General features: G+C 44.2%; 17 protein-coding genes. 10 read left to right on the forward strand and 7 right to left on the reverse strand.

Going from position 1 to position 15757, the window contains the following annotated elements; translation table 11 throughout:
* Window positions 1-225 precede the first annotated feature (225 nt).
* Entirely contained in the window at window positions 226-855 is a 630-nt protein-coding gene (locus LKO28_RS07385; protein WP_227694120.1) for a fibronectin type III domain-containing protein, read from the reverse strand.
* A gap of 229 nt (window positions 856-1084) precedes the next feature.
* Between LKO28_RS07385 and LKO28_RS07390 the strand changes: the two genes are divergently transcribed.
* Entirely contained in the window at window positions 1085-1840 is a 756-nt protein-coding gene (locus LKO28_RS07390; RefSeq protein WP_227694122.1) for a hypothetical protein, read from the forward strand.
* Between the two features lie 26 nt (window positions 1841-1866).
* Here the strand turns inward: LKO28_RS07390 and serS are convergent, their stop codons facing one another.
* Window positions 1867-3138 carry a serine--tRNA ligase gene (gene serS, locus LKO28_RS07395; protein ID WP_227694124.1) on the reverse strand — a complete coding sequence of 424 codons (1272 nt, stop codon included), beginning with the start codon at window positions 3136-3138 and terminating at the stop codon, window positions 1867-1869.
* Between the two features lie 503 nt (window positions 3139-3641).
* Between serS and rsmI the strand changes: the two genes are divergently transcribed.
* The 5 genes from rsmI (at window position 3642) to LKO28_RS07420 (ending at window position 8312) form a co-directional block, all read left to right on the forward strand.
* On the forward strand, window positions 3642-4307 hold the full coding sequence (gene rsmI, locus LKO28_RS07400) for a 16S rRNA (cytidine(1402)-2'-O)-methyltransferase (protein ID WP_227694126.1): 666 nt from the start codon (window positions 3642-3644) through the stop codon (window positions 4305-4307).
* Between the two features lie 3 nt (window positions 4308-4310).
* Window positions 4311-4970, forward strand: a complete 660-nt coding sequence (locus LKO28_RS07405) for a PH domain-containing protein (RefSeq protein ID WP_227694128.1) — start codon at window positions 4311-4313, stop codon at window positions 4968-4970.
* 3 nt (window positions 4971-4973) lie between these two features.
* Entirely contained in the window at window positions 4974-6581 is a 1608-nt protein-coding gene (gene lnt, locus LKO28_RS07410) for an apolipoprotein N-acyltransferase (protein ID WP_227694130.1), read from the forward strand.
* Between the two features lie 63 nt (window positions 6582-6644).
* Entirely contained in the window at window positions 6645-6947 is a 303-nt protein-coding gene (locus LKO28_RS07415) for a GIY-YIG nuclease family protein (RefSeq protein WP_227694132.1), read from the forward strand.
* A gap of 228 nt (window positions 6948-7175) precedes the next feature.
* Window positions 7176-8312, forward strand: coding sequence for a cysteine desulfurase family protein (locus tag LKO28_RS07420; RefSeq protein WP_227694134.1), 1137 nt, complete (start codon window positions 7176-7178; stop codon window positions 8310-8312).
* 15 nt (window positions 8313-8327) lie between these two features.
* On the opposite strand, the gene LKO28_RS07425 is transcribed toward LKO28_RS07420, so the two are convergent.
* Together LKO28_RS07425 and LKO28_RS07430 are read right to left on the reverse strand one after the other, a co-directional pair.
* A complete protein-coding gene (locus tag LKO28_RS07425; protein WP_227694137.1) occupies window positions 8328-8744 on the reverse strand; it encodes a copper resistance protein NlpE in 417 nt (138 codons plus the stop codon).
* Window positions 8745-8813: 69 nt separating this feature from the next.
* A complete protein-coding gene (locus tag LKO28_RS07430; RefSeq protein WP_227694139.1) occupies window positions 8814-9152 on the reverse strand; it encodes a tetratricopeptide repeat protein in 339 nt (112 codons plus the stop codon).
* A gap of 112 nt (window positions 9153-9264) precedes the next feature.
* Between LKO28_RS07430 and LKO28_RS07435 the strand changes: the two genes are divergently transcribed.
* Both LKO28_RS07435 and LKO28_RS07440 read left to right on the forward strand, forming a co-directional pair.
* Window positions 9265-9897 (forward strand): bifunctional nuclease family protein, encoded by a 633-nt coding sequence (locus LKO28_RS07435; protein WP_227694140.1) that lies wholly within the window; start codon window positions 9265-9267, stop codon window positions 9895-9897.
* Between the two features lie 51 nt (window positions 9898-9948).
* Window positions 9949-11280 carry a mechanosensitive ion channel family protein gene (locus LKO28_RS07440; RefSeq protein WP_227694142.1) on the forward strand — a complete coding sequence of 444 codons (1332 nt, stop codon included), beginning with the start codon at window positions 9949-9951 and terminating at the stop codon, window positions 11278-11280.
* 204 nt (window positions 11281-11484) lie between these two features.
* Here LKO28_RS07440 and LKO28_RS07445 read toward each other — a convergent pair whose 3' ends face one another.
* Together LKO28_RS07445 and LKO28_RS07450 are read right to left on the reverse strand one after the other, a co-directional pair.
* Complete coding sequence (locus tag LKO28_RS07445; protein ID WP_227694144.1) at window positions 11485-11985, reverse strand: hypothetical protein; 501 nt, start codon at window positions 11983-11985, stop codon at window positions 11485-11487.
* 89 nt (window positions 11986-12074) lie between these two features.
* Window positions 12075-12632, reverse strand: a complete 558-nt coding sequence (locus LKO28_RS07450; RefSeq protein ID WP_227694146.1) for a C40 family peptidase — start codon at window positions 12630-12632, stop codon at window positions 12075-12077.
* Between the two features lie 104 nt (window positions 12633-12736).
* On the opposite strand from LKO28_RS07450, the gene LKO28_RS07455 reads away from it, so the two are divergent.
* The gene (locus tag LKO28_RS07455; RefSeq protein WP_227694147.1) at window positions 12737-13642 is read left to right on the forward strand and encodes a DMT family transporter; all 906 of its coding nucleotides are present in this window, start codon (window positions 12737-12739) and stop codon (window positions 13640-13642) included.
* Here the strand turns inward: LKO28_RS07455 and mtaB are convergent.
* Window positions 13639-14961 carry a tRNA (N(6)-L-threonylcarbamoyladenosine(37)-C(2))-methylthiotransferase MtaB gene (gene mtaB / locus LKO28_RS07460; protein WP_227694149.1) on the reverse strand — a complete coding sequence of 441 codons (1323 nt, stop codon included), beginning with the start codon at window positions 14959-14961 and terminating at the stop codon, window positions 13639-13641. The two genes, LKO28_RS07455 and mtaB, sit on opposite strands and share 4 nt — an antisense overlap.
* Before the next feature lie 319 nt (window positions 14962-15280).
* Here mtaB and LKO28_RS07465 point away from each other — a divergent pair, with 319 nt between their 5' ends.
* Window positions 15281-15712, forward strand: a complete 432-nt coding sequence (locus LKO28_RS07465) for a DUF6794 domain-containing protein (protein ID WP_227694151.1) — start codon at window positions 15281-15283, stop codon at window positions 15710-15712.
* Window positions 15713-15757 lie beyond the last annotated feature (45 nt).

Raw genomic sequence — 15757 nt, forward strand, 5'->3', positions numbered from 1 at the left:
CATCCGGATGCGAGAATCCAGATTAAGAGGGAGTCATGCACTGTATTGTCCCATTTTTAACAGCCGAATGCCACATATAAAATTTTGAAATATGTAGAAATATAATAATTGCACTATCCAACCTATCAAAATTTTAAAGTGGCGAGATTTTTTGCATACTTTTTTTGCGGGAAAAAAAGTATGAGCCCTGCCGCGGCTTGAGCGGCAAAAAAACTTATAAAGTTACTAACGCACCATAAACATAACAGCGGCTGTCCAATCACTACAGCCGTGCTTATTTCTCGCGCGGACACGGAAATAAATAAATTGCCCGGGATCAAATCCGTCTTGGTAGGCTTTGAACGAACGCGAGGTGGTTTGCGCTTCTTCCCATATAGGCTGGTTCTTATCGTCTACCTGAGTCGCGAAACAATAATCATATAGCATATCCCGCCCTACTGGGCGAAAACCAAAGGCGACCTCCCCACATTTCCGGCCGTCGGTCAAAAAAGGAGAACCGGGCGTATCCGGTGATTGTCCTTTACGCTTTGCGGCCAATACAGGAAAACCCGAGCTATATAGTTTTACCAGATCGCCATCACTTACTACGTTCACATAGAATACGAGTTCTTGCAAAAGGTCACTGAGCCGTTTCTTACTATCTCGCTTTTGCACCTTCATCAGCCGACTGCCGCCGGCAGATTCTACGAGCTTTTGGTAATAATCCGCATAGGCTTCTTCTATTGTGGCAATACTTGGTGTAGGGTGGATAAAAATGGTTGATCTTTTCATACAACGGATAATCCAGGAAGCTGCAACGATAAGCTTATCGTCAGGATATCGAAAAAAATTAGCTTTGGCGCGTATATATTTCATCTCATAATTCCTTTTCAGTGGTCAATAGCGTCTGTAAGATAGAAATTACAGCGATATTATACAATAGGTCGTGAAAAATTTGGATGGAACGTTCCTTTATGGTCAAGACGACGACCGCCGCGAACCGAACCGGGATGTGTTCGTCTTCGCCTGGTACATTTATGCACGGAAGAGCGATAACTTCAACGCAAACCGCAACGACAACACCACAGAGAGGTAGGGCAACACGTTGAAGAGCAACGCCTGCAAGGCAAACACGAACAGCAAGAGCAAAGACAGCTACGTCAACGCGCCGAAGAGAGACGATGTCAACGTAAACACAAACCGCAAGAACACAGACGCGTACGCTGGCGCATCGAAGACGGATATCTTTCATGTAAACACAAACGAAAACGCCTCAGACTGGTACGGAGACGTGGTAAAGAGGGGCATGTTTGCTATAGACACAGACGACAACAGCACGGAGAGGTACGTAAACGCGCTGAAGAGAGACGTCGTCAACGCAAACACTAACAGACACGGAGCAAAGAGAGCCGAGTTAAACATCATGCTACGTAACATTCCTTTAACGAAAGCCAAAACAAACTCTAAGACGATGCTTTTTAACCTTAAATCAATCGTGCCCGCGTTCAAGTTAAACACGTTCGCGATTTTTGTGTTTGTCGCCGCCGCAGTTTGGTTGGACATTTTACAACTTTCGCCTGTGTTTGTTGTGAATCTGGCTGTAGACGATGTCTCTTTGTTACACTTTGGAGCAAAAATGGATGAATACGCGAAAAACACGGGTGTGCACGCAGAATTTCCGACCATGTCTGCTAAAAAAGTTAACTACTTTGATAAATTTCGGTTTGAAGTTAAAGCAGACGCGTCTATGTTTGGCATAAACTCGTCCGCTTCCGGCAAAATTTTGTTTGTGTTTGTTACGCAAATGTCCGTGTTTGCTGTTAATTTGTTTGTGCTCACACCCATGTTACGTAGCAAATAAATAAAAAAAGATCTCTGTTTTACGGATTAATCAATCCACTCAAAACCCGTATATGGAACTAAAACCTCGGGTATACGTATACCTTTTTCGGTTTGGTTGTTTTCGAGAATAGACGCTACAATCCGCGGTAATGCCAATGCAGATCCATTTAAGGTATGCGCTAGTTGCATCTTGCCCTGTTCGTTTTTGAAACGTACTTTCAGGCGGTTCGCTTGATAGGTTTCAAAGTTGGATACGGAAGAAACCTCTAACCAACGTTGCTGAGCCGCGCTGAATACCTCCATATCGTAGGTTAACGCCGAAGTAAAGCCCATATCGCCGCCGCATAAACGCAATACGCGATATGGCAGTTCCAATTGCTGCAACAAGCCCTGAATATATTGACTCATCTCTTCCAATACTTCGTAGGATCTATCCGGATGAACAAGCTGCACGGTTTCTACTTTGTCGAATTGGTGTAATCTATTCAAACCACGCACGTGTGCGCCGTAAGAACCTGCCTCCCGACGGAAACAAGGGGTATATGCACAGTGCTTGATAGGAAACTGCTCCTCTTTTACAATGGTATCGCGGTATAGGTTCGTTACGGGAACTTCGGCCGTTGGGATCAGATAAAAATCATCACCGCCAACATGGTACATCTGCCCTTCTTTATCCGGTAGTTGTCCGGTTGCGAAAGCTGAAGCCTCGTTCACCAAAATTGGTACTTGCACTTCATCATATCCCGCCGCTGCGGCCTGATCTAAAAAGAAATTGATTAAGGCACGTTGCAGACGCGCTCCCTTTCCTTTATAGACAGGGAAACCTGCTCCCGAAACTTTCACGCCTAGTTCTAAATCAACGATATCATATTTACTTAGCAGGTCCCAATGTGGTAGTGCGTCTGCTGTCAGTGCCGGAATGGCACCGTGTTCTAATACAACTTCGTTATCCTCCGCCGAAACACCTACGGGTACCGAAGCATGCGGCAGATTGGGCAACTGCACGATCTTATCCTGCAAGCTACGCTCGATTTCCCCCAACTTATCGGTAAGTGCTTTCACTTCTTCTTTATATCCGCTTGATTTTGCCTTGATGACTTCGGCTTCTTCTCGCTTTCCTTGGCGCATCAAATCTCCGATTTGTTTGGCCGCAGTATTCGCTTCGGCAGCGAGCGCGTCCGATTCGTTCTGAATTTTACGTCGCGACTCATCCAACTGAATAACTTCGTCAACTAATTCTACTGCTTTAAAATTCTTTACTGCCAATCGTTCGAGGACCGCATCCCGGTTTTCACGGATATAATTTATCTGTAGCATAAATAAATAAGTAATTATAGAAGAGCAAAGATAACAAGTGTTGACTGGGATTTCTTTTTTTCCCGCAAAAAAAGAAACAAAACAGCTCGTCCCCTCGCATATTGGAGATAAGGTGACATTTATTGTTAAAAAGAGGATTATACAATCCAAACCTCCGTTTTTAAACAAAATACTAATAAAACAACCGGAACATTAAAATTTTATCATAAAAAATTTTGATTTATTAAAAATATCTTATAATTTAGAGGTATTACAAAACATATTAACAATTATTTGATATAGATGTTATATAGAGTTCACACATCGCTGGTATGTTTGTAATATAAATTAAAAATAAAGTATGTTAAAAGATTTAGAATTTTTCGAACAAGACATCTACCCGGACTTATTGGAGTTCGCGTACGATGGCGACGACTTCATCGATTTTGAAGACTAATCCCCCTCACCCCGAGGGGGATATTTTTTTATAACTTATCCCTCGCAACTATTTCTTACCTTTGGTCATGCTATATCTCGTCCCTACGCCTATTGGTAATCTGGAAGATATGACCTTTCGGGCTATACGTGTTTTGAAAGAGGCCGACATTATCTTGGCGGAGGATACCCGCACAAGTGCTCCCCTACTCAAACATTTTGGTATTGAAAAGAAAATCTTCGCGCATCATCAGCATAATGAACATAAGGCCGTAACCGAAATCATCCGGTTTTTAAAAGAAGGACAGCAGATCGCCTTGATTTCTGATGCAGGAACACCGGCGATCTCGGATCCAGGGTTTTTATTGGTAAGGGAAGCGATTAAGGCGGGATTGGAGGTACAGTGTCTACCCGGTGCAACGGCCTTCGTTCCGGCATTGGTCAATTCGGGCCTACCGAACGACAGATTCTGTTTCGAGGGGTTTCTTCCTGTAAAAAAGGGGCGACAAACGCGGCTCAAACAACTCGCTGAAGAAAAACGTACGATGATTTTTTACGAATCGCCTCATCGTATCCTAAAAACGATAAGCGAGTTGATGGAATATTTTGGTGAAGACCGGGAGGCTTCTATTTCACGGGAACTTAGTAAATTGTACGAAGAAACGGTAAGGGGAACACTGGCAACGTTAAAATTACATTTTGAGGAACATCCTATTAAAGGAGAATTTGTATTTTGTGTAGCAGGTAGAACATAAATTATGCGTATAGAGAAATTTATCCAGGACGGACAGGACGCCAAAGTGGTGGAAAGAATCCATGATAAAATCGTCGACATGTTGACGGCAGGCGAATACATACAGTATATTTCGCTACAGAAGAAACCGGCAGTAACCTTGTTACCGGACAGCATCGCGATTAGCAATAAACGAATATTCCTTTGCGAGTTTACAAAGCTGGGCCTCGCTACTAATTTTGAAATTTTTTCTTGGACGGATATTAAAGATATCGCGTTTAAAGAGGAAATATTCGGATCGAAAGTAACGGTTATACCGCTCGCGGGCGAAAACCTGACCATCGATTATATCCCCAAAGTACAGGCACGTAAATTATACCAGCTGATTAAAACCGCTTTGGAGAACCCTTCCGGCGAAAAGAAGGAAGAACCGACTCCCGTGCCTACGGAACCCAAAATTACCGAGCAAGTTGCACCACCCGTGGTACAGCCGCCGGTTACACCGGTGCCGCCTATGCCTACCGTTTCGGTTCCGGAAGTTACGCCGACAGGCGAGGGTAACAAAATGGTGGAAGATGATGAGCTGACGCAGAAATTGCAGAAACTCAAATCACTTTACGACCGGCAGCTGATTACGCAAGCTGAATACGAAAACAAAAAATCAGAACTGTTAGCACAACTTTAAGGAGTGAAAAATCATTATTTTTTAGCATTTCTAAGTGCGGTTATTTTATGGCTGGCTTGGCCGCCGATACCTTATAGCAGCCCATCGCTCTTCGTTGGTTTCGTCCCGCTACTTTTTGCAATCGAACAGGTCATTCGGGGAGATTATTCCGGAAAAGGTAAAAAGATTTTTTGGCTCGCTTTCTTCACCGGATTTGTATGGAATACCGCCTCTATCTATTGGGTATATCATGCGATGAACGCTTATTTGCCTTCCTACGTATCCTTACTCATTTCGCTCATTCCTTTCGGACTAGCCCCTCTCCTGATGGGATTGGTCTTTCGGCTATATTATCAGTTTCGCAAGAAAATGGCGATTGGCTACAGTTTTATCGGGCTCGTATCTTTTTGGCTGGGCTACGAATTTCTGCACCAGTGGTGGGATTTGGCCTTTCCCTGGATGACATTAGGAAACGGTTTTGCTAATTTCCACCAACTAATCCAGTGGTATAGCTTTACGGGGGTCTTTGGGGGCACCATATGGATCTGGGTAGTTAATCTCCTGGTATTCTTACTCGTCTGGCAATCTCGCGAAAAAATAGCGGTGTTCAGCAGCAAAAAACTGTCATTCGCGATAGCCGCTACGCTGGTTATTCCGGCTATGGTTTCGGTTATTCAGTATAGCTCTTATGAGGAACACACCAACCCATCGGAAGTTGTTGTGGTACAACCGAATATCGACCCGTATGGAAAATTTGGTTTTATTCCGGCATCCGAACAGTTGACTACTTTATTGGAGTTGTCAGCAGGGGTTGCGAAACCCAACACGGAGTTTTTTATCTGGCCGGAAACCGCGCTTTCTTCGGACCGGGGTGGTATTGATGAAGAACAGTTTCGGGCGTACCCGGCCTACGAGCGGGTAACCGATTTTCTGGACGATTATAAAAATGGTAATGTGCTTTCGGGCATCGAAAGCTATCAAATTTATAATTACGCCAAAACGGTTACAGCGCGCGACTACGGAAACGGTGTGTTTCTGGATCCTTTTAATGCGGCGGTTTTGATCGACCAATCCAGTAAATTACAGTTCTACCACAAGTCTAAATTGGTTCCCGGTGTGGAACAGTTACCTTTTGGGAATGCATTAAGCTTTATGAAACCGCTTTTCGCTCACTTCGGTGGATCTACGGGCGGGTATGGTAGCCAGCCGGAACCATCGGTATTCTATTCGCAAAGTGGTATAGGCGCAGCTCCGGTTATTTGCTACGAATCCATCTGGGGTGATTATGTGGCGGAATATATCCGGAAAGGCGCACAGTTCATCGCTATTGTAACCAACGATGGCTGGTGGGGCAATACTTCCGGGAAAGACCAGCACCTACTCTACGCCAAATTACGCGCTATTGAGAATCGTCGTTGGGTAGCACGCTCGGCTAATACGGGCATATCTGGTTTTATTAACCAACGCGGAGACATTGTTCAACAAACCAGCTGGTGGACGCCTGCTGCCCTATCGCAGGAAATCAACCTCAACGAGGAACTTACTTTTTATACCAAATACGGTGATTTAGTTTTGTTTCTGGCATTAGCTGGTGGCTTGTTTTCTGGGTATCTGCTTTTTAGAAGAAATTAAATGTGCTGTGTTTCCGTCATTGCGAGGAACGAAGCAATCTGGAAAACCTAAAAAACATTGTATATGAAAAAAGGAGGATGCGTTTATATCATGACGAATAGTCGCTGTACAGTACTATATACTGGTGTGACATCAGACTTGCAGTCCCGGATGTATCAACATCTTCATCGAACTTATTCCAATGCATTTACAAGCAGATATAAAATATATAAACTCGTTTACTATAATTTCTTTTCAAATATTGAAGAAGCAATTGCTGAAGAAAAGAGATTAAAGGGAGGAAGTAGAGTGCAGAAAATAACATTGATTGAAGAGCTCAACCCTAATTGGGAAGACCTATACGAGAAAGAAGTAAAATTGTGGTAATGAAAACATAGATTGCTTCGTCGTACCTCCTCGCAATGACGACTGTCAGAGCTAGCAAAAAACTTTTACGCGATTGCACCATCCCTCTTTAACATCAAAGGTCGCATCCGAATGTTTTACAACTGTACAAACTCATCCTTAGTAGTCCCCTCCATGTAAAACATTCGAAGCGACAATTTTTCGGTTCTTTTTTCTAAAAAAAGTACACATAATACGTACTTTTGCTGCATGCAAGTATATTTTGATAACGCCGCTACCACGCCTTTGGATCCCGAGGTCATACAAATCATGACGGAGACGATGCAAGAACATTTTGGTAACCCATCTTCCATCCATGCGCATGGCCGCCAGGCGAAAACGATCGTCGAAAAGGCGCGGAAAACAGTAGCGGGCTTGTTAAAAGCTTCTCCTTCGGAAATTTTCTTTACTTCGGGTGGAACGGAGGCCGATAACATGGCGATCGTCCGGTCTATTATGGATCTGGGCATCACGCACGCTATTACATCGCCGCTGGAACACCATGCGGTACTACACACCTTGGAGGAGATGGCACAAGGCGATCGGATACAGCTGGATTTTGTTCGTGTAGATGCCCAAGGACAGGTGGACCTGGAGCACTTACAAACTTTGCTCTCCAAAAATCCCCGCACTTTTGTGTCGTTGATGCATGCCAACAATGAAATTAGTACACTGACGGATATTCATAAAGTTTCGGAAATATGCCAGGCATTTGATGCTGTTTTCCATTCGGATACGGTGCAGACGATGGGCCATTATGTACATGACCTCTCGACTTTGCAGATCGATTTCCTAACGGGTGCAGCGCATAAATTTCACGGACCAAAGGGTGTGGGTTTTATCTACATCAACGGAAAAAACAAAATCCGTCCGCTACTTTATGGTGGTGCGCAAGAACGCAATATGCGTGGCGGAACGGAAAATGTGTATGGTATTGTGGGGCTGGCGAAGGCGCTGGAGCTGTGTTACCAGCACATGGACGAGCACCGAATCCACATTCAGGGTCTGAAAGATTACATGCGGGCAGCGTTGTTAGAAAATATTCCGGGGATTACCTTTAACGGAAATACGGGCGCTGAGGATTCGCTCTACACTGTTTTAAATGTATCGCTCCCCTGTACTGAAATAGCGGATATGTTGCTGTTTAGTTTGGATATTGCGGGTATTTCCGCTTCCGGCGGCAGTGCATGTAGCTCGGGTTCACAACTGGGTAGTCATGTATTGGAGGCGTTAGGAGCTGATCCTGACCGTCCGTCGGTCCGTTTCTCGTTTAGCAAATATAACACGACCGAAGAGATCGATTTTGTGGTTAACAAGCTAAAGGAAATTTGTGAGTCGCAGGGGTAAGGCAGCTTCAGGCAATCAATTGGCAAAACGCAGCACATAGCGCTCAGCCAATTCGCCTTTTATTTCTTTACCCGACAGATCGAGCTGCCTTAGCTGTTCGGGTTCTACTTTGTATTTATAGTCGAGTCCCTCTAAATTGAGTTCGCCGTCTCGCAGTTCCCATTTTCCGGTTTTAGAAAAAGTCTGGTTGCTTTTCCCGAGGTATATATATTCCAGCGTATAGGCTTTATCGGTGGCCAGCGTTAAGGAGGTAGATATGGCATCGCAATCTGTACAAGGCAATTTGCCCCTATAGGTGCCGACCAAACGGCTCTCCGTAAGTTTTCCCACTTTGTTGTTTTCGATATTGGCATTGGTCCGATTGTTCACACAACTGATAATAATGAACGAACCCGAAAACAATAACCCACATATAAAAACAACCAAACGCATGATATCAAATTTCCGTAAGGAGAACAAAAAAGATACCACAAAGTGCCTGTGGTGCTATATTTAACATTTTCAGTCGTCCCAGTCATCCTCATCCAGACCTCTCGCCATATTGTAGGCTCCGGAAAGTTCGTTGTAAGCATGGCGGTTTCGTTGCTGCTGTGCTACCTCCATTCCGGCTTGATAGATATACAGCGCCTCTTCTTTTTTGCCCTGCGCTTCCAAAAATTTAGCGAAATGGTAATAGGTCCCTACATATTCGGGATGATGGAGCTGCAAATCCTGAAAACCGGCCAATGTCTTTTCCGCATCACCACTCTTATTATACTCCATCGTAATGGCGTATTTCAAAAAAGGATCGTTGGGATTCTCTTTTAAAAACGCTTGTAATTCTTCTAATCTGTTACCCATAGCAAAACAAAAGTAAAAATTTTCGGGAGATGTTTCGGCGATGAGTTTTTTGATTACTTTTTTTGACGTGAAAAAAGTAATATATATGTTTGTAGTATAGATAGGCTTAAGGATGAAGAAAATCAAATTAGATATTGTGGGGTTATCGTACAGTCAGACACAATCTGGCGCGTACGCATTGGTTTTGGGAGAGACGGGTGGAAATCGGCGTCTGCCTATTATTATTGGCGGTTTTGAAGCGCAGGCTATTGCGGTAGAAATTGAAAAAATGCAGCCGAGCCGCCCCCTGACGCACGATCTCTTTAAGACTTTTGCCGATAATTTTCAGATTCAGGTGCAGGAGGTGTTGATCTATAACTTGATTGACGGTATTTTCTTTGCCAAACTGGTGTGCTCTAACGGTGACAAAACGCTTGATATCGACTCTCGGACATCCGATGCTGTAGCGCTGGCGGTACGTTTTGGCACGCCCATATTCGTATACGATTTTATTATGGATGCGGCAGGAATCGTCATTGAGAGCAACGATTTCGCTTTTCTGGAAAATCTGGAAGGCCTCCCCAAAGAGAATACCATGACGGCTCCCACTTCACCGACGCCGGAGAAAGAACCTGCACCCAAATCACCTTACGCTAACCTCAGCGACGAGCAGCTGCAGACCAGTCTTCATAAAGCAATCGAAGCGGAACAATACGAAACCGCAGCCAAGATACGGGACGAAATCGAAAGAAGAAACAAACGATAGACATCCAAATTGCCGGTTTGTGCGGCATTTTTCGTAAATTTGTCTGTTAATATGGACAACACGAATCTTATTGACATCACCGCACAGCAAACTAGTGCACTTTACAATTGGACTTTTAACCTCATTCAAAACGCCGGACTTTCCGACAAAATTGCGCATATTGTTGTGTCTGTCGGCTTGCTGATCATCGTATTTATCGGGCTATATCTGATCCACATGCTGATCAGTGCGATCTCTCAGTCGATACTGACAAAGCTTATCCAGAAAACAAAAACCAATTGGGACGATTTTCTGCTGCAGAATAAAGTGTTAAATAAGCTCAGCCAGCTGATTCTCGTGATTATTGCCCAGCAGATGATTCCGCTTATCTTTATCGGTTTTCCGAATTTTAATGCGGGATTGAATAAGTTCCTCCAAATATTGGTGATCTTGGCTGTATACGCCTTCATCAATAGCTTATTGAAGACTGGCCGGGATATTTTACGTACTTCGAAAGCCTTTATAGATAAACCGCTAGACAGTTATTTACAGGTCATTCAAATATTTTTGTTTTTCGTAGTCGGCACCCTAGTCGTCTCGATCCTAACGGGTAACTCTCCTTGGTCGTTTCTCGTTTCCTTGGGGGCCGCATCGGCCATTTTAATGTTGGTTTTTAAAGATACGATTCTCGGCTTTGTAGCCAGTATACAGGTTTCGGCCAATGATTCGGTCCGGGTGGGCGACTGGATCTCGATGCCGAAGTATGGTGCTGATGGGGATGTGGTACAGATCAACTTAAACAATGTCAAAATTCAAAACTTTGACAAAACCATCACGACTATCCCGACGTACACCTTATTAAGTGACTCCTTTACCAATTACCGGGGGATGCAGGAATCGGGCGGAAGGCGAATTAAGCGGTCGATCAACATCAAGATTGCAACCATCCGATACCTGAATGAAGGGGAAATTGAAGATCTTAAAAAAATTGAGCTGCTGGCTCCGTATATCGAAAAACGGGAAACGGAAATCAAAGCGTATAATCGAGAGTCGGGCGTGGATGAAACGGTATTGGTCAATGGTAGACGCATGACCAACATTGGGTTATTTAGGGCGTATATTAATGCCTATGCCAAACAGAATCCCGATATCCATAAAGGCTTGACGTTTATGGTTCGCCAACTAGCGCCTACGGAGCACGGCTTACCACTGGAATTGTATATGTTTACGAACGGGACGGAGTGGGCATTCTTTGAAAATACGATGTCGGATTTATTTGATCACCTATTTGCGGCTATCAAGTATTTTCACCTAGAGGTGTTTGAATTACCGGCTTCTGATGACCTCCGTCATCTTCTTTCGGAAAGTAAACTGGAGGCACTTGCTAAAGACCCTGAAGCGTAGGGGGTCTACAGCGACAAAGATGAATACTAAATAAAAAAGGGTTGCCCTGCGGGGGAACCCTTTTTATTTGGCGTATTTCACAACAAGCCTTAACACTAACACCATTAATCTTGATCATTAATGACGAACAAAAATTACTCTTTCCAAAGATGTGCTATTCGTATGATCTAAACGTTAGCGGGGTGTTAAGCCTGCATTATCTCTTTATCGGGCATTGGCGATATTTATCCGTTCCAAAACCGTCTCGATGGTCGTTTTTGCGGCATCCATCATTTTCTGATTTCCGGGGTAATCGGCATCCATTGTGACCGTTTTCCCTTTCTCTTTATACTTGTATTCGAGTATATATCGTGGCACGTTGCGTCCTTCGATAGAGTCTGTCCGTGGCGTTTTCAAATCTTCGTCTATGTTCCAGAATCCCATCTCCATCGCTTTACGGTGGAGAATAAGCAGGTCATCGTCCGATAGTTTCAATTTCTTTTTAACGACTTCATTGTCCCGGTTCAGGTATTGGTAATCTTGCGTAGCCGAGTGGTAACTGTTCAACATCGAATCGGGCACGCCGTATTGGATGGATACATATTCAAAATCGGAATAACGGAAAGGTGCGTTTTTTACCATGTTGGAATAATAGTAAACACAGTAGATAAAAAAAGAACCTATAATACAGAGGCCTAAAAAAATGGCTTTCGCTCTTTTACTCATGATACATCAATTTGTCGCAAAAATACACATTCGATAGCATTTAAACATGTGGGAAAGCGCCTTATCGAAAGGGTTTTGTAATTTGAATGTTAGATTTTTGGGGTGCCGGCGCGCACGAAGTACTTATAGTACCAGCTATCTTTTATATCGGAGATGATGACCCCTCTGCGGGTAGATACATGTACAAATTTATTGTTATGCAGGTACACACCGACGTGGTCGATATTTTTCCCACTGAAGGAAAAAAAAACGAGATCGCCTTCCCGAAGTTGCCGCTCGTATTTTCGTTTGACCTGTGCGCCCATATCCCGCGAGGTGCGTGGCAGGTCTTTGCCGTACACCTCTCGGTACAATACCCCCACGAAACCGGAACAGTCTATACCCGAGGGCTTCGTGCCGCCCAGACGATGGGGACTGCCCAACCATTTGTCGATAAAAGAATAGAGGGATTTGTTTTTGAGGTCGCGGGCCGATACGCCCAGAATCGCTGCATAATTGTCGATACCGGAAGCGGACCACGATTTCCCGCGCGCATCACTGGCATCTGTAGGAATGGATTTACGTGTCGATGTGTTGCCGTAACTTGCACCACCACTGGAAAGCACCTTTCTTTTCGCGCCGCAGGACGTCAGCAAAAAAACGGCCATAATCCACGCTATTAGAGTAATGTACGGATAGGATGAACGCTGCATATTACAAATGTAAGCATCCAAGATTAGTTTGACAATGATTTTGTAACTTGCGCGCCGCAATGGACAGGGAAAAAATTAAAGGTGTTGTGGCTGTGGTACTGGGTGCAGCGAGCTTCGGTATACTATCTACGTTTGTTAAAAAAGCTTATGAGCAGGGCTTCACATTGGGTGAGGTAACGGGTATCCAATCGCTGTTTGGGCTACTGATTTTATGGCTCTTGATCGGCATCCTCTTGCTCACGAATAAGAATTATTTCGCCCGCTATTCGGCTACTTCGCCGAGATGGCAGATTATCATCAGCGGTCTCTCAACCGGGGCAGTTAGTATTCTCTATTATAAGAGTGTCCAATTGGTACCGGCCTCGCTAGCCATTATTCTCTTAATGCAATATATCTGGATCGGCCAGTTGATCGAGTTTATTTTCTTCGGAACTAGGATCAGTCGGCGCCAAACGATCGGTATTGCGGCCATCTTGCTGAGCACTGTTCTGGCGACCGGTTTACTCGAGGACGATTTTCAGGCGGTAGACATCGCTGGTATCGGCTATGGATTGCTGGCCGCGACGGCCTATGCGCTTTTTATTATCGTGAGCGGCCGCGTGGGCAACGATCATCCGCCGCTTCAGAAAAGTGCTTTATTGATTGTGGGGGCATTTTTATTGATCTTTATTGTGCTCCAACCCTTTAGCCTTTTCACGCCGCCGGTCTTTTCTGCGCTATGGCGCTATGGCTTATTGCTCGCTGTCTTTGGCACGGTTCTTCCTCCGCTTTTATTTTCGTATGGAATTCCAAAAACGGGGGTATCGCTCGGCAACATCTTAAGTTATATTGAGCTACCGGTAGCGGTTTGTATGTCTTATATCGTGTTAAAAGAGCAGGTATCGGTCGCACAATTTATAGGGGTGGCCGGCATACTGGTCATCGTCATCCTGCTGAATATCCGAAAGCGATCGGCAGTAAATTAGGAATGGGTCAACAATTCGGGCAATTCTTCGACGTCCACCTCTCCTTGTTCGCTGATGGATGTGAATTTTACTGGAATAATTTCGTTGACCAATAAGGGGTCATATAAGGAACGGACTTTTACATAGTTTTTGGAGAAGCCATGCATGTAACCGTCTTTAACATCTCCTTCGAATAACACCTCTCCTACTTTACCAAGTTGCTTTTCATAAAATGCACGACGCTTTTTCTCGGACAGGATATGTAACATCTTGCTTCTGTCGCTTCGCTGTGCTCCCGGAACAGCGCCTTCCATTTGTGCGGCAATGGTATTTTCTCGTTCGGAATAGGTGAAGACGTGCAGATAGGATATATCGAGTTCGTTGAGAAACTGATAGGTGTCTAGAAAATCTTCTCGTGTTTCTCCGGGGAAGCCCACAATAACATCCACCCCGATGCAACAATCGGGCATGAGGGATTTTATTTTCGCCACCCGCTCTGCATAGAGTTCGCGTTTATAACGACGACGCATCTGGCTCAGTACTTTATTGCTTCCCGATTGCAACGGCATATGAAAATGGGGCACAAATCTTTTGGATTGTGCGACGAATTCTATAATCTCGTTCGCCAATAGATTGGGTTCTATGGATGATATGCGGATACGGTCTATGCCTTCTACCTCATCCAAGGCTTTCACGAGATCCAAAAAACGGTCTTGCCGCTTACCGTCACGTATGCCGAAATCACCGATATTGACGCCGGTCAGTACAATTTCTTTCACGCCAGACGCTGCAATCTCTTCGGCCTGCTGTACGATATCCTCGATCTTGCCCGAACGGCTTGCGCCGCGTGCCAATGGAATGGTACAGAAGGTACAGGAGTAATCGCAACCGTCTTGCACTTTGAGGAAAGTACGCGTCCGGTCGCCTATGGAGTAGGCGGAAACGAATTGATGGGTCTCGTCAATCGGAGCATTATGAACAACGGCTTTCGCTTGCTTCGTCAGGTCGTTTATGTGCTCGATAATGTTAAACTTCTCAGCAGCACCCAATACCATATCAACGCCAGGGATTTCAGCGATTTCCTTTGGCTTGAGCTGCGCATAGCAACCTACAATGGTGATATAGGCGTTGGGCGAATGTTTTAACGCCTCTTTGACGACCTTCCGGCATTTTTTATCCGCGTGATCGGTTACCGAACAGGTATTGATCACGTATACATCAGCCGGGCTGTTAAAGGGGGTGGTTTCATAACCCGCCTCTTTGAAAACCCGCCCGATTGAAGAGGTTTCTGAATAATTCAGCTTACAGCCTAATGTATAAAAAGCTACTTTTTTGTTCATAACAACGGTACAAAGTTACTTTTTTTTCCCTCAAAAAAAAGTAACCAAAAAAAACTCGTCGCTTCAAATGTTTTACATATGGGATAGTGCTGAAATCAGTTTGTGCAGTTGTAAAACATTTGGATGCGACCTGAAGGGTTAAGGGAAGGGGTCAGTAAAGGTAGCTGAACTAGGCAAGCCTTGATTTATGGATTCGTGTTTATTTCGGCATCCATGAGCTCACTTCGTTCGGTTTTTTGCTTCATTTTTTTTATCAAGAAAAGAAGAAGAAGAGCCTTTTATGAAAAAAAGGCTAAATTTATGTTCTGGAAATATACTTATGAAAACAATTATCCTGCTATTTCTTCTGTTCCCCCTTGTCAACGTTCATGCAGCAAACATATTCAATCTTAACCAAACTACTTCTCTTGACACTACTGAAAGTCAGTATATCCCTAAAAACATGAAGGACTGTTTAAGACAGTTAGATCGTCTATTGTCCGATTCTGTTAAAAACGAAATCCGTTCGTTACCCGAAAGTGCGTTTTTGAATGGTACACATTTTGGATTAGGCATGTGGATTAGAAACAATTGGGGGTTATGGGATAACGACTCAAGGTTGCACAAGTACTTTGTCCGATGCAGAGGACAATTGTATGAGCCAGATTTTATGTCTGGAGACATCCTATCTTTTTATTACGACCATCTTGCAGGAGACAAAAAGATAAAATCAAAGATCCGAAAATTTGAAAAAGGAAAAAAATGGTGGTAGGCTGAAGGGATGATGCAAAGGCGTAACTCAAAAACGCTCCATATT

Source organism: Sphingobacterium sp. FBM7-1 (assembly GCF_020687765.1).
In the GTDB taxonomy this organism is placed as follows: Bacteria; Bacteroidota; Bacteroidia; order Sphingobacteriales; family Sphingobacteriaceae; genus Sphingobacterium.